Consider the following 14885-nt stretch of genomic DNA (forward strand, 5'->3'; position numbering starts at 1 on the left):
TCTTGATTTTGATTAGTACTACAATTCCTTTAAACGAATATTGCGGTACTCCACTTTCATAGGTGGGCCTCTATGGGCCTGTAGACCTAAAAAGCCTGAAAACTTTCGGTTTACGGTGTCGTTATCGATTACATCACTCATAAGGACACCATTGATAAAATGCTGTAACCGATTCTCTTTTATGATGAGGTGACATTCGTTCCAATCCCCATTTTTTATGTGGTTTCTAAGGGAATCCGAGTTTCCCAGCGATTCTAAAACTGCCCTACTTTGCCAGGCATTCTTATCCACATTGGCACGTAACGAACCGGGGGTATCCGGGTCTTTCTGTGATGTAATCGCAGCTTTCTCTCCGCGATAGGCCAAAGTAGTCCGCTTTCGTTCCTCATAATTTTGCCCCGTATAGCTATTTTTTCCATCTATATCCGCTTGATAACCACGGAGCGCGAACGGAACGCTGTCCAAAAGCTCGCTGCGATAGTTAATGCCACTATTGCCATTTTCAGAAATCCTAAACTCTGTTTTGAACTCAAAATCTTTAAGTTCACCACCTTTCCAAATAATGAACGTATTGGATTCTAAGAGTGTTTCTGGGGTGATTTCCCCGACCAAATTGGTATTTTCTACACGCCAATAGGTAGTGTCGCCTTCCCAATTGTTTAAGGATTTCCCATCGAATAAGGCAACAAAGCCATCATTGCCTATGGCATTGTTTTCGGGAGTTTCATTAATTTTTTCTTTAGGTTGCTCACGGCAGGAATAGATGCTGAATAGAATACACATCCCCAATACAATACTCAATTTTCCGCCTTTGCTTACTTTCTCATTCATGTCCTTTGTTATAAAAGATGAATAGCCCGTCCTTACCGGCTACAATAATATCCTTGTTTCCATTCCCCGATAAATCGGTTACCCAAAAATGAATTCCGGTGCCTTTGCTTTCACCGAATACCCCATAATCTATAATATGTTTGCTGAAACTTTCCCCATTGAAGGTATAATAGTAAATTCCGTAGGAATCATTGCCGCCGGGGTCTTTGCCATTGTGGGCACGATACCGTTTTCCCGAAATGAGTTCGTTCGCTGCATCACCATCAAGATCGGTCCATACCATAGTGTGGAACTGCGAGTTATTTGGGTCGATCGGATGTTTTACCCATTTCGGTAATTCTCCACCTTCCTGTTTTTGTTCGTACCAATGTAATCCATAACCGTGCCCTTGGCCTACAATCAGGTCGTTATGACCATCTTCGTTAACGTCTACAACTAAAATAGGTATACTTGCCGTACCAAGCTCAAAATCGGGATGAAAAATCCAATCCCCTTCAAATGGATTTTTGGGAGATTCCACCCAACCTTTGCTCACAATAAAATCTCCTCTTCCATCATGGTTTACGTCACCAAAACCAAGGCCGTGGCCATGTTCCCCCATGACCTTGTACGATGCAAACTTTCCAGTTCCCCTTCCTTCCGAATCCCTTATCAAACGATAAATTATCAAGGAATCATTGGGTGTGTTAGGTACAATTTCTGGGATACCATCTCCATCAATATCCCATGAACATGGGGCTTCTATATTACCGGCTTCGGCAATGAGGTGTTCCGTCCATTCACCCTCATTCCCAGGATTTTCCATCCATACAAGGCGCTTTCCAAACCATCCCCCGGTAATATAATCCATATGGCCGTCTCCGTTAACATCAAGTGGCAGGGTGGAGAAATCATCGTAGTATTCACCATAGCGCTTAAAATCCCCAATAAAATGACGGTCAAGATAAGTGGGCCCTTCATACCAATACGAACCGGATACCAAATCAAGGATTTTGTCATTGTTGACATCGAAAACGCCGACCGATTCAAAACTTTCCGATGCTATTTTTTGTTTTTCAAATTTCAACGGCTTCTTTGTCATCCCATCTATCTTGTTCGCCTGAGCCATTAAAAAGAATCCATTGTGGCCGAAAATTGGGAAGGACAGCAGTGCACAGTAAATGGCAAACTTTGTGGAATTTTGGAGAAGACTTTTAATAGTATCCATCTTTAATGACTTCGTTTTACGAAGCATTGTAAATATATTCAATGATTTTTAAGCTATGGACTTTGTTGGAAATTTAATTTATAACAACATCCATTACTGCTAGAAAGAGTCATAACCCCGGCTAATTTACTTCCGAACGATTAGGGTCTGTCCGTCACATATGCTTTTAGGGCCAGGTATACGCCATTGCTCCAACCAAAGCCGTCCTGCACCGGGTATTCCCCTCCACCAGCTTCCAACCCCATATCCTCAACATTATATTTCTCTACAAATTTGCCCGTATTTTTATACACCTTTTCGTTTAAGGCTACCCATCTTTGTGCAATGGTCCCGGCCAAATTTTCGTAGCCGTAGTTTTGAAGTCCTATTACTGTCATCCATTGTAAGGGAGCCCAACCATTGGGGGCATCCCATTGTTCGCCGGTATGGTACAGCGTGGTGACCACGCCCCCGGGTTTTAAAAAGTGCTCTTCAATATAGGAAGCTACTGCATCTGCCTGTTCCTGATCGGCCATTTTAAAAAACAAGGGGTAGGTCATGGCCAGGGATTTAAGGGGAGTTCGCTGTTGTTCTACCCAATTGTAATCTTCAAAAACCCCATCATTAGCATTCCATGCATATTTATCCAAAAACTCCTTTCTATCTCCCATACTTGTTTTCAATGCGACCACATAAGCTGCATCCTCAGCATAACATTGGGCAAGAATCTCTTCCATGCCATATAGCAATGCGTTAAGGTCTACGGGGATAATATCCGTAGTTTCGATAGTTTCTATGGATTTTCCATCGGCAAACCAACGGGAGGTATAGTCCCAACCGGACTCTGCACCCGAGCGTAGGTCACGATACATTTTTTCGCCACCGCCCATTTTTTGAACCTGGGTATAATCCTCGCGATACGATTCCTGGCGTGGGGTATTTCCTTTGTCAAAATAACGATTCATGATGCCCACCGGAGTTGCCACACAATGTCTAATGGGTTTTTCCTTGGCATGTTGTCCATCCATCCAAAAGTCATACTCCTTTTTTAACGCCTCTCGATATTTTGTATAAATCCGTTTCCCCTTATGCTTTGCCAATAATTTCACCATCTGGGCAAAGAAAGGTGGTTGTGAACGGGTGATGTAGTAGGTGCGATTCCCGTTGGGGATATGCCCCACAGTTTGAATTAAATGGGCAAAGTTATCCAACATATTTTCAATGCGTTCAAACTCCCCACTTTCTGCGAGTCCCAACATGGTAAAATAACTATCCCAATAGTATACTTCCCGAAAACGACCACCAGGAACGATATAAGGTTCGGGTAGCGGTATTAATGTGCTCCCTTCAGCATCTATATCGGATTCCCTTTGTAGTACCGGCCAAAGCGCTTCAACGTGTTCGACTGCGGAACGGTTGGGGTCCGATTTAAAATCCGAAGAAATGGAAATGGGGACATCAAAGTTATTGAAGACAAAAGCCCTCAGGTCAAAATCGGCCTTGTCTTTTTGCGTAGCATATTTCTCTACAATAATTTCATACGGGTATTTAGCTGTACAGTCCACAAAGGTCTTGCCGTCCTGAAAAACCTCACCTAATTGGACATCCGCAAAAAGTTGACCCAAAAGTTCATCGGGAGTTCTTAAGGACCGGGTTGCCGTAGAATCTACTGCTTCGGTAGCTATCGTAGTATCCACCTTTTTATCGGTTCTACATGCTGTGACCAAAACAAGTAGTACGAAGAAATATTTCAAGGAGGCCATATAGTGTCTTTAGTGCCTGAAAATAGGGCTTTTTATTTAAACCTCGAACTGGCCACTATTTCAGTGTTTTCATCTATAGAGTAATTCCATATGTACTGATAACCCTCTTATTTACCCCTAAATCCTACCACTTAGGATGGTCTGGTAAAGATGTTGCTTCCTTTTAATTAGCAAGGGGTTTCCCAAAAAATAGTGGCCATCAAATAAACCAAAACCCAGCAATTAGATTTCGGTTTTATTGAAAGGCAGGTATTCCGGTGATATCCGAACCTGTAATCAAAAGGTGGATATCATGGGTGCCTTCATAGGTGATAACACTTTCTAGGTTCATCATATGACGCATAATACTGTATTCCCCGGTAATACCCATACCCCCTAAGATTTGCCGCGCTTCCCTAGCAATGTTTAGGGCCATGTCCACATTATTACGTTTGGCCATTGAGATTTGCGACGTGGTCGCTTTCCCCTCGTTTTTCAATTGTCCTAAACGGAAAGCCAATAATTGGGCCTTGGTGATTTCCGTGATCATTTCGGCCAGTTTTTTCTGTTGTAGCTGGAACGATGCAATGGGTCTACCAAATTGTACGCGCTCCTTGGCATAGCGCAAAGCGGTGTCATAGCAATCCATGGCCGCTCCAATGGCACCCCAAGCTATCCCATACCGAGCCGAGTCCAAGCAACCCAATGGCGCCCCCAGTCCATTTTTGCCCGGCAATAGGTTTTCCTTGGGAACCTTTACATTATCAAAGATCAATTCCCCCGTGGCCGATGCCCGTAATGACCACTTATTATGGGTTTCTGGAGTAGAGAAACCTTCCATGCCCCGTTCTACGATTAATCCATGAATACGGCCCTCTCCATTCTTGGCCCATACCACGGCCAAGTCCGCAAAAGGAGAGTTTGATATCCAAAGCTTGGCCCCATTTAAGAGGTAATGGTCTCCTTTATCCTTAAAGTTAGTGGTCATCCCGCCCGGATTGGAACCATGATCGGGTTCCGTTAAACCAAAGCATCCCATCAATTCGCCTGTGGCCAATTTGGGCAGGTATTTTGTGCGCTGTTCTTCCGTGCCATAGGAAAAGATGGGAAACATGACCAGAGAGGACTGTACCGAAGCGGTGGAGCGCACTCCACTATCCCCCCGTTCAATTTCTTGCATAATGAGCCCATAACTAATTTGATCTAGCCCCGCCCCGCCGTATTCCTCGGGAATGTAAGGCCCAAATGCCCCTATTTCGGACAGGCCATTAAGAATTTGTTTTGGAAATTCTGCCTTTTGGGCATACTCTTCTATAATTGGGGAGATGTCCCGCTTTACCCATTGGCGGGCGGCATCACGTACCAATTTGTGTTCCTCGGAAAGCAGGTCGTCCAAGTTATAGTAGTCGGGTGCTTCAAATAAATCCGGTCTCATATTGCCATTTTCGCCAAAGATAAATAAAGAAAATACAACAATACTAAAGACTAATGTTACATTTTTAAATAAAATTCCTTGGTCAATTCTTGATATTCCGAAGTGTACACATGGCGATTTATCTCAATGATTAGTTCTTTTTCGGATGCTTCCGTTTTATGAAAGCCAAATTCCAATAAGCTTCTTTTAATTTCTGAAGCTGAATTTCCCTTTACCCGCGTTATCCGTTTTGGATAAAGACCCAATGATTTGCTCGTTTGAAGGAGGGAATTTTCTTCCTTAAAGGGAACAATAATGGAAAGAATGCCGTTCTCGGCGAGTAATTGGGAAGCGCATTGCAAAAGTTCCTCAAAGGGAAGGGAAAGGTTTTGCCGTGCCCTATCCCTTGAGCTACTGCCAGTGGAAACGTTTTCGGAATAAAAAGGTGGATTGGAAACGATTAAATCATAAGTATCATCCACTTCCTGACAGAATTCATCCAAGCCGGCATGATAACAGAAGAGACGGTCGCTCCATGGAGAGGCTTCAAAATTTTCTACGCATTGCTCATAGGCCGCATCATCGATTTCCAAGGCATCAATAGTTTCGGCATTGCATCGTTGGGCCAACATAAGAGCTAGCAGCCCAGTTCCTGCGCCGATATCCAAGATTGAGGAAGGATTATTTTTTACGGATGCCCAAGCTCCGAGCAACACACCATCCGTTCCCACTTTCATGGCGCAGTGGTCTTGTAGGATGGTAAATTGTTTGAATTGAAAAGGCTTGCTCATTCCACTCGTCCCGGCTCCCTGCTTTCAGAACCTTCCAGTTCTAGTAGCGAATCACCCAAACGGGAGCGCATATTATTGGCCAATAACTTTATTTTCTCGACCACTTTGGGATGTTCATCCGCCACATTTACTGTTTCGCTAATATCGTTTTCCAAATCATACAATTCCAAAGTTTCCATGTCTACCATCCTATAGTCGCCTGGCAATCCATCCTTGCCCGGTTCTTGGCCGTCCATGGTACGATAACGGTGTGGAAAATACAGTTTCCATTTTCCGTAGCGCACCCCGAACAATTCGTTGACCCGATAATAAAAGAAATAGGCCTCCTGCGGACTTTCTTGGGTTTTTCCGGTTAAAACCTTCCAGGCACTTTTGCCGTCCAGGACCTTTTCCGGAAGTTCGGCATTCGTAATTTCCGCGATTGTCGGCAAAATATCAATAGCCATGATAGGGATGTCCAGTACCTTTCCCCCTTTTAGGCCATTGGGATATTTAATGATAAAGGGCTCGCGTTGCCCCCCTTCCCAAGCTGTTCCTTTCCCTTCACGCAGGGGATGGGCACTCCCAGCATGATTACCGTAGGATAGCCATGGACCGTTATCCGATGTAAAAATGACCATGGTATTTTCCTCGATCCCGTTCTTTTTTAGGGCGTCCAAAATTTGACCTACGGACCAGTCGATTTCCATGATGACGTCACCATAGAGCCCACGATCTGATTTTCCCTTGAACTTATCCGAGACGAATAAAGGCACATGAGGTTGGGGATGGGGCACATAGAGAAAAAAAGGATTTTCTGCATTTCGGTTGATGAAATCAACACTGCGCTCGGTAATGCGGGTAGTAAGTTGTGATTGTTCCGTTAAGGTGTCTATCACTGTTTCGTTTTCAAATAGAGGAAGGGCGGGGAAATTGAAAATTGTACCCTGTTGTGGGTGGTAGGGCCACATATCATTGGAGTAAGGGATGCCAAACCATTCGTCAAATCCATGACGGGTGGGTAAAAATTTTGGATGGTGCCCCAAATGCCACTTTCCAAAAATGGCTGTTTTGTAGCCGATAGCCTTGAGCATTTCTGCCAAAGTAGTCTCCGATGCATTGATGCCGTGATTGTTCCCAGGCCCCAGAGCCCCGTGTATTCCGATTCTGTTGGGGTAACAGCCCGTAAGAATACCGGCCCGGGAGGCGGAGCAAACCGCTTGCGCCGAGTAATAACTTGTTAACCGTACCCCATCGGCAGCCATTTGATCTAAATTAGGGGTAGCAATATTCTTGGACCCGAATACCCCGACATCTTGATAACCTTGATCATCGGTAAAGATGAGTACGATGTTAGGAGGTGTCTGGGTTTTCTGGGATTCTTGATTTTGCTCACGACATGAGCACAATGCAAATACAGCGAGGATGACGGGAATTCTAAACATAATACAATGTACGATTGGTAAATCCGGCTAAATATACCATAAAATATACCCAGATTTCGAATCCCCTATGAAGGATTTGGGAATTTGACCTCTAATTCAAATATAGGTCTACCAGACCTTCCGGTGTGGATACAAACAGTGTCCTGTTTTTCCGATCTACCCTGGTAAGGATTTCATCGGTTAAAGGGACCAAAAGCTCTTTGCCATTCTTTTCCACTTCAATTAAGGCTTGGGAAGTGGTGTCGTTTACTCCGGTAACTACACCGATATCCCCATGAGTGCTATCCTCCATTGTAAACCCAATGATCTCATGGTAATAGAACTTATTGCCTTCTAATTTGGGAAGCAGGGATAGGGGAAGATATAGTTCGGCACCAAGAATCCTGTCGGCGGCCTCTTCATCTTTTACATCCTCAAAATCGATACGTAACAATGCCGACTTGTGCAGACGACATTTATCAATAAAAAATGGAACCAAATTGCCTCGTATGGAGACAAATATTGATTCCATGTTTTCGTAAATTTCAGGTTCGTCGGTATCTAGTTTTACCAATACCTCTCCCTTATAGCTATATTTTGAAACGACTTTACCGAGGTAGAAACAATCTTCCTTGCGCATCGAGCCGGAATTTTTTACTCCTCTTCGGCGGATGCAGCCGGTGCGTCTTCGGAATCTGTTGCAACCACTTTCTCTTCAGCTTGCGCCTCCTCCGCTTTGGGAGCTTCTTTAGGTGCGGGTGCCTCCTCTACGGCTTCGGCAACCTCTTCAGCAGCTGCAACTTCCTCTGCTTTAGGAGTTTCTTCGATTGCAGGTGCTTCTTCCGCTGTTTCCACAACTTCTTCAGCACTTTCAGCAACAGCTTCTTCTGTTGTTTCCTCTATCGGTGCTTCTGCGGCTGCAGCGGCCAAGGCTCGTTTTTCGTTTACTTCTTTTTCCGCTTTAAGTGCTTCGGCCTTTGCCTTTGCTTTTTCTTTATCTAGACCGCTTACTTTGGAAGAGATGGCTTTTTCCTTTTCTTCCAACCAAGCGTTGAATTTTTCCTCTAATTGCTCTTCGGTAAAGGCTCCTTTTCGGACCCCGCCCCATAAATGATGTTTTAACATTACACCTTTGTAGGAAAGAATGGCCCTAGCCGTATCTGTAGGCTGTGCCCCATTCTGCAACCACTTTACAGAGTTGTCAACATTCAATTCTATGGTGGCAGGATTGGTATTGGGATTGTAGGTTCCCAATTTTTCAAGAAATTTACCATCTCTCTTCGCACGGCTATCGGCGGCTACTACCCAATAAAATGGTTTTCCTTTTTTTCCGTGTCTCTGTAATCTAATCTTTACTGGCATATCACATTAATTTTGTAGGGTGCCCGACCCTTGTTATTAATTCTTTTTCCTTTTTTTAAGGGCTGCAAATATAGGATATTTCTATGAATCGTCAACAAAAAGTATCTAAATATTTAGAGGTTGATAACTCCTAAAAACTACCTTTTTCCAAACAAGTGGTTTTCACTAATTTTAACGGTACTTTTTTATAGAACGAAATACCCGATATGTACCTGATTTTTGATACCGAGACTACTGGATTGCCCAAACGTTGGGATGCGCCAATTACCGATACGGACAACTGGCCACGTTGTATTCAGATTGCCTGGCAATTGCACGATGCTATGGGGAACTTGGTAGACCATCAAGATTACTTGGTAAGACCGGATGGTTTTAACATCCCTTATGACGCGGAACAGGTGCATGGTATTTCTACGGAATTGGCCAAGCAACAGGGCGCTGGTTTGGACGAGGTTTTGGAAAAGTTCAACGTCGCGCTTGCCAAGGCCAAATTTATTGTAGGCCAGAATGTAGGCTTCGATGTGAATATTATGGGGGCTGAATTTTACCGGTCAGGGATTGAAAATTCACTACAGGAACTCCCTGTTTTGGATACATGTACCGAATATACCGCAGAGCTATGTAGGATTCCCGGCGGCAGGGGCGGAAAATTTAAATTGCCTACGCTTACAGAATTGCATGAATATCTTTTCAAGGAGCCTTTTGCAGAAGCTCATAATGCCACAGCCGATGTAGAGGCTACCACCCGATGTTTTTTAGAGCTGGTACGTAAGAAACACTATACCCAGGAGCAACTGGATGTGCAGCCGGATTACTTCGAAAATTTCTCCGAAGCCAACCCTCAGGAAATTCAATTGATTGGGTTAAAGCATATCAACCTGAAAAAGGCTTCCAAAAAAATTGCGGATGTACTTTGGAAAGAGGATACTGGCGGGGTTTCCCAAGAGGAAATAGATGCAAACATAAAGTCTTTGGAGGATGCCAAATTTGTGCACCTACACAACCATTCGCAATTTTCGGTCTTGCAATCCACCATCAATATTAAGGATTTGGTCAAATCTGCGGCCGATAACCAAATGCCAGCCGTTGCCATTACCGATCATGCCAATATGATGGGGGCCTTTCACTTTGTTAAGGAAGTAAAGGCACACAATGCCAGTGTGGAACAAAGCAATGCAGAGGCTATTGAAAAGGAAGAGTCGCCACTGGCAAATAAAATTAAACCGATTATAGGCTGCGAGTTTTTCGTCTGTGAGGATCATACCAACAAGAATATAAAGGATTACGGATATCAAATTGTGCTTCTGGCCAAAAACAAAAATGGCTATCACAACTTGGCCAAAATGTCTTCCATAGCCTATACCGATGGATTTTATTATGTTCCTCGAATCGATAAAAAGGTCATCCAAGAATATAAGGAGGATATCATTGTGCTTACCGGGAATCTGTATGGCGAAGTTCCCGGAAAAGTTTTGAACGTTGGGGAAAATCAGGCTGAGGAAGCCTTGTTGTGGTGGAAACAAGAGTTTGGAGACGATCTCTACATCGAAATGATGCGTCACGGACAGGAAGATGAAGATCGGGTGAATCAAGTCTTATTGGAATTCTCCCAAAAGCATAAGGTAAAACTGGTTGCGACCAATAACACGTATTATTGCTCCAAAAAAGATGCCGATGCCCATGATATTTTGTTATGTGTAAAGGATGGTGAAAAGCAGGCTACGCCGATTGGCCGGGGTCGTGGTTATCGGTATGGACTTCCGAACCAGGAGTATTATTTCAAGTCCCAAAAGGAGATGAAGGAATTGTTCCATGATGTTCCCGAGGCTGTTTTGAATGTTCAGGAAATCGTGGACAAAATAGAACCTTTTGACTTGGCCCGGGACGTACTGCTTCCCAAATTTGATATCCCGGAGGAATTTAAAGTGGCCGAGGATATAACCGATGGTGGTAAACGGGGAGAGAATGCCTATCTAAGACATATTACGTTCAAAGGTGCAAAAGAACGATATGGGGATATTACACCGGAAATAGAAGAGCGCATCCATTTTGAGTTACAAACTATTGAAAATTCGGGCTATCCAGGCTATTTTTTGATTGTTGAGGATTTTATCCGTGAGGCACGAAACATGGATGTTTCCGTAGGCCCAGGCCGAGGTTCGGCTGCAGGTTCCGTGGTAGCCTATTGCCTAAAGATTACAAACATTGATCCACTTAAGTACGATTTACTTTTTGAGCGGTTCCTGAATCCGGATCGAGTATCCATGCCCGATATTGACATTGATTTTGATGATGAGGGCCGGGGCCGGGTTATGGATTATGTCATTAATAAATATGGGGCCAACCAAGTTGCACAGATTATTACCTACGGTACCATGGCCGCCAAGTCTTCCATTAGGGATACAGCACGCGTGCTGGATTTACCCCTGAACGATGCGGACCGAATTGCTAAATTGATTCCTACCATGTCCAAGTTGGGAAAGATTTTTGGGGTGCCGGAAGCAGATTTGCGAAAGAAGTTCCGATCTGATGACCTGGAAAAGGTAAATCATTTGCTCAATATTTCCGAGGGAGACGACTTGGAGGCGCAGACCGTAAATATGGCCAGGGTATTGGAAGGGTCACTTCGGAATACCGGTATCCACGCCTGTGGGGTCATTATCACCCCCGATGATATTACCAATTTTGTTCCCGTGGCTACGGCAAAGGATTCCGATTTATATGTAACGCAGTTCGATAACTCGGTCGTGGAAAATGCCGGTCTTTTAAAGATGGATTTCCTAGGGTTGAAGACCTTGACCTTAATTAAGGATACTGTGAAAATTGTAAAGGCCAAACACGGTATTGAATTGGTGCCCGATGAGTTTCCGCTGGACGATGAAAAGACCTACGAGCTTTTCCAGAGAGGGGATACCGTGGGTATATTCCAATATGAATCTCCTGGAATGCAAAAGCATATGAAGGATTTGAAGCCGACGGTCTTTGATGATCTCATTGCCATGAACGCGCTGTATCGTCCGGGACCTATGGAGTATATTCCTAGTTTTATCGCCCGTAAGCATGGAAGGGAGGAAATCAGCTATGACCTTCCGGATATGGAAGAGTATCTTAAGGAAACCTATGGTATTACGGTATACCAGGAGCAAGTGATGTTGCTTTCCCAAAAACTGGCAAGTTTTTCCAAAGGCGAGGCGGATGTACTTCGAAAAGCCATGGGTAAAAAAATATTCTCCCTGCTACAAAAACTGAAACCCCAATTTTTGGACGGAGGTGAAAAGAATGGGCATCCACGGGAAACATTGGAAAAGATATGGAAGGATTGGGAGGCCTTTGCATCTTATGCTTTCAATAAAAGCCACTCTACCTGTTATGCTTATATCGCCTACCAGACTGCATATTTAAAGGCACATTATCCTGCTGAATATATGGCGGCAGTGCTGAGCAATAACATGAACGACATCAAACAAGTGACCTTCTTTATGGAAGAATGTAAACGGATGGAATTGGATGTTTTGGGGCCGGATGTCAACGAATCGTATTATAAGTTTGCAGTAAACAAGGATGGTGCCGTACGATTTGGAATGGGTGCCATTAAAGGTGTTGGGCGTTCCGCTGTAGAAACCATTGTTGAGCATCGGAAGAAGGATGGAAATTATAAGTCGGTCTTCGATTTGGCCAAACGTATCGATTTGCGTGCCGCCAACAAAAAAGCCTTTGAGAATTTGGCGGTGGCCGGAGGGTTCGATTCTTTTGGGACTACACACCGAGGACAATACTTTCATGATGAAGGCGATGGTGTCACATTCTTGGAGAAGGTTATTCGCTCCGCTGCAAAATATCAGGAAAACAAGAATTCCAGTCAAATGGATATGTTCGGTGGAGTCAGTGAAGCCCAGATTCCGGAACCCGAAGTACCTCCTTGTGAGGAATGGGGCACTATGGAAAAGCTGCGACGGGAAAAGGAAGTAGTCGGGATTTATATTTCCGGCCATCCTTTGGACGATTTCAAGACAGAAATAAGTGCCTTTTGCAATGCCAGCGTTTCCAATGCCAACAATTTGGAAGATTTTGTAAATCGGGAACTTTCATTTGCGGGGGTAATTACAGATGTACAACACCGGACTTCCAAGAATGGAAAAGGCTGGGCATTGTTCACTATGGAAGACTATACGGATTCTTTTGAATTCCGAATTTTTGGGGAAGAGTACCTAAAGTTCCGTCATTTCTTGATGATTAACTCCTTTGTTCATGTCAAGGTGTTTGTTCGTGAAGGCTGGGTCAACCGTGAGACCGGAAAAAAGGGTGAACCAAGGTTACAGTACAACAGTTTTATGTTGTTGCAGGAAGTGATGGAGAACTATGCCAAAAAATTGACCATCAAACTCAACATAGAGGAATTACAAGAGAAAAGAATCCAGGATTTAAAGAGTGCATTGGTTTCGTACAAAGGCAATCATCCTTTACATTTTACGATTTATGAAATGGAAGACGAGATAAAGGTAAACTTCTCTAGCAGAAAACAAAAGATACAGATCACGAGCGAATTACTATCCGTTTTGGAAGAACAGGAAGTGCATTATAAATTAAATTGAAGGAGGTCACTGGCGAGAGACGGCATCGTACATTTGGAATGACCATTTTTGGAAGGGATGTTTGGAACCCTTGAACATATAACTGTTTCTTAACGGCTTGGTAGTAAGGCAGGCACACATAAATTACCTTGATACCACAATAACCAAAATGAATGTGACGTTGGTAAGGAAGACGAGGAATTATTGACTAAATTTGCGAATATAAAATCTAAATAAAATGGCATTAGAAATAACAGATGCTACTTTTGACGAAGTAGTCTTAAAAAGTAATAAACCTGTAGTAGTGGATTTTTGGGCGGCATGGTGCGGACCCTGTAGAATGGTAGGTCCCATTATTGATGAGGTTAGTACGGAATATGAAGGCAAGGCTGTAGTTGGGAAGGTAGATGTGGATGCCAATCAGGAATTTGCCGCTAAATACGGTGTACGTAACATTCCAACCGTTCTGGTATTCAAGGATGGGGAAATTGTTAATAGACAAGTTGGGGTCTCCCCGAAAAAAGTGTATACCGATGCTTTGGACGCGGTACTATAAAAAGGAAAATTAAAAAGTTGTAAGAAAGGTTTGGCATAAGTCAAACCTTTTTTATTTTATCTTAGTTGAATGGATTCCCAGTACGAGTTACACAAAATGGCGCTCTTCCAAAACTTGGAGCTTTTGGCCAATCAGGTAGTGGAAGGGTTTATTAGCGGAATCCATAAAAGTCCCTTTCATGGATTTTCGGCAGAGTTTGCCGAACATAAGATCTACAACGCAGGAGAGAGTACCAAACATATAGATTGGAAACTATTTGCAAAGACGGATAAGCTCTACACCAAACGATACGAGGAAGAAACCAATCTGAGGTGCCATATGATCTTGGATAATTCGGCCTCCATGTACTATCCAGAAGTCCAGGAGTTGACTAGTGCCAACTTGAACAAAATCGGTTTTGGGGTATTGGCCATTGCCGCATTGATGAACATTCTCAAAAGACAGCGTGATGCCGTTGGCCTAAGTATCTATTCGGATGCCTATTCCTATTATTCACCTGAAAAGGGAAGTGAACGCCATCACCAGATGCTATTGGCCAAGTTGGGTGAAATTAGTCTGGAGACCAAACCCGCTCAACAGACCGAAACCTATACCTACTTGCACCAAATAGCGGAAAAAATTAAGCGAAGGAGTCTGATTTTTTTGTTTACGGATATGTTTCAGACGGCTACTGACGATGACAAATTGTTCGATGCCCTAAGGCATCTAAAATACAACAAGCATGAGGTAGTGCTGTTTCATTTACTGGATGCCGAAACGGAATTGTACTTTGACTTTGAAAATAGACCTAAACGTTTTCTTGATGTAGAGACTGGGGAATATATAGATTTGTATGCAAATACTATTAAAGAAGCCTATCATAAGGAGGTAGCCCAATATTTTGATGAACTGAAACTGAAATGTGCCCAATACAAGATAAAGTACGTGGACGTTGACATTAAGCAATCATTTTCAAAAGTCTTCAATACTTTTATGATAGAGCGTCAGAAATTCTTGTAGCGTTTAGGGCACATTTTAAGTGATTTTATT

Annotated in this window: 10 protein-coding genes and 1 pseudogene; 3 read left to right on the forward strand and 8 right to left on the reverse strand. The window is 43.4% G+C overall.

The genetic code is table 11. The features are described from left to right. Positions 1 to 18: 18 nt before the first annotated feature. The 8 genes and pseudogenes from ACP2AF_RS07585 to ACP2AF_RS07620 form a co-directional block, all read right to left on the reverse strand. Positions 19 to 831 (reverse strand): 3-keto-disaccharide hydrolase, encoded by an 813-nt coding sequence (locus ACP2AF_RS07585; protein WP_425235631.1) that lies wholly within the window; start codon positions 829 to 831, stop codon positions 19 to 21. After that, a complete protein-coding gene (locus ACP2AF_RS07590) occupies positions 824 to 2038 on the reverse strand; it encodes an FG-GAP repeat domain-containing protein (protein ID WP_425235632.1) in 1215 nt (404 codons plus the stop codon). Before ACP2AF_RS07590 ends, ACP2AF_RS07585 begins: the two co-directional genes overlap by 8 nt. Before the next feature lie 140 nt (positions 2039 to 2178). Further along, positions 2179 to 3780, reverse strand: a complete 1602-nt coding sequence (treF, locus tag ACP2AF_RS07595; protein ID WP_425235633.1) for an alpha,alpha-trehalase TreF — start codon at positions 3778 to 3780, stop codon at positions 2179 to 2181. 235 nt (positions 3781 to 4015) lie between these two features. Next, on the reverse strand, positions 4016 to 5194 hold the full coding sequence (locus ACP2AF_RS07600; RefSeq protein WP_425235634.1) for an acyl-CoA dehydrogenase family protein: 1179 nt from the start codon (positions 5192 to 5194) through the stop codon (positions 4016 to 4018). Positions 5195 to 5250: 56 nt separating this feature from the next. Beyond that, a complete protein-coding gene (locus ACP2AF_RS07605; protein WP_425235635.1) occupies positions 5251 to 5964 on the reverse strand; it encodes a tRNA1(Val) (adenine(37)-N6)-methyltransferase in 714 nt (237 codons plus the stop codon). After that, a complete protein-coding gene (locus tag ACP2AF_RS07610) occupies positions 5961 to 7388 on the reverse strand; it encodes a sulfatase family protein (protein ID WP_425235636.1) in 1428 nt (475 codons plus the stop codon). The genes ACP2AF_RS07605 and ACP2AF_RS07610 overlap by 4 nt, the downstream gene beginning before the upstream one ends. A 91-nt stretch (positions 7389 to 7479) precedes the next feature. Next, complete coding sequence (gene rimM, locus ACP2AF_RS07615; RefSeq protein WP_425235637.1) at positions 7480 to 8007, reverse strand: ribosome maturation factor RimM; 528 nt, start codon at positions 8005 to 8007, stop codon at positions 7480 to 7482. A 161-nt stretch (positions 8008 to 8168) separates the two neighbouring features. Continuing rightward, positions 8169 to 8729: pseudogene (locus ACP2AF_RS07620) on the reverse strand (30S ribosomal protein S16); the annotation flags it as partial. 206 nt (positions 8730 to 8935) lie between these two features. Here ACP2AF_RS07620 and dnaE point away from each other — a divergent pair. The 3 genes from dnaE to ACP2AF_RS07635 all read left to right on the forward strand — a co-directional run bounded on the left by dnaE (position 8936) and on the right by ACP2AF_RS07635 (position 14855). Then, complete coding sequence (dnaE, locus tag ACP2AF_RS07625) at positions 8936 to 13321, forward strand: DNA polymerase III subunit alpha (protein WP_425235638.1); 4386 nt, start codon at positions 8936 to 8938, stop codon at positions 13319 to 13321. A 217-nt stretch (positions 13322 to 13538) separates the two neighbouring features. Further along, a complete protein-coding gene (gene trxA / locus ACP2AF_RS07630) occupies positions 13539 to 13856 on the forward strand; it encodes a thioredoxin (RefSeq protein ID WP_120709482.1) in 318 nt (105 codons plus the stop codon). A gap of 69 nt (positions 13857 to 13925) precedes the next feature. Continuing rightward, a complete protein-coding gene (locus tag ACP2AF_RS07635; RefSeq protein ID WP_425235639.1) occupies positions 13926 to 14855 on the forward strand; it encodes a DUF58 domain-containing protein in 930 nt (309 codons plus the stop codon). The last annotated feature ends 30 nt before the right edge of the window (positions 14856 to 14885 follow it).

Origin of the sequence: Ulvibacterium sp. (assembly GCF_965248315.1) — a bacterium.
Classification (GTDB): Bacteria; Bacteroidota; Bacteroidia; order Flavobacteriales; family Flavobacteriaceae; genus Ulvibacterium.

What these genes read in the sequence shown, in the direction of transcription:
- ACP2AF_RS07585 (WP_425235631.1), bottom strand. Translation starts at nt 831, where the DNA reads ATGAATGAGAAAGTAAGCAAAGGCGGAAAATTGAGTATTGTATTGGGG.
- ACP2AF_RS07590 (WP_425235632.1), bottom strand. Translation starts at nt 2,038, where the DNA reads ATGGATACTATTAAAAGTCTTCTCCAAAATTCCACAAAGTTTGCCATT.
- ACP2AF_RS07635 (WP_425235639.1), top strand. Translation starts at nt 13,926, where the DNA reads ATGGATTCCCAGTACGAGTTACACAAAATGGCGCTCTTCCAAAACTTG.
- ACP2AF_RS07610 (WP_425235636.1), bottom strand. Translation starts at nt 7,388, where the DNA reads ATGTTTAGAATTCCCGTCATCCTCGCTGTATTTGCATTGTGCTCATGT.
- ACP2AF_RS07605 (WP_425235635.1), bottom strand. Translation starts at nt 5,964, where the DNA reads ATGAGCAAGCCTTTTCAATTCAAACAATTTACCATCCTACAAGACCAC.
- ACP2AF_RS07600 (WP_425235634.1), bottom strand. Translation starts at nt 5,194, where the DNA reads ATGAGACCGGATTTATTTGAAGCACCCGACTACTATAACTTGGACGAC.
- rimM (WP_425235637.1), bottom strand. Translation starts at nt 8,007, where the DNA reads ATGCGCAAGGAAGATTGTTTCTACCTCGGTAAAGTCGTTTCAAAATAT.
- dnaE (WP_425235638.1), top strand. Translation starts at nt 8,936, where the DNA reads ATGTACCTGATTTTTGATACCGAGACTACTGGATTGCCCAAACGTTGG.
- trxA (WP_120709482.1), top strand. Translation starts at nt 13,539, where the DNA reads ATGGCATTAGAAATAACAGATGCTACTTTTGACGAAGTAGTCTTAAAA.
- treF (WP_425235633.1), bottom strand. Translation starts at nt 3,780, where the DNA reads ATGGCCTCCTTGAAATATTTCTTCGTACTACTTGTTTTGGTCACAGCA.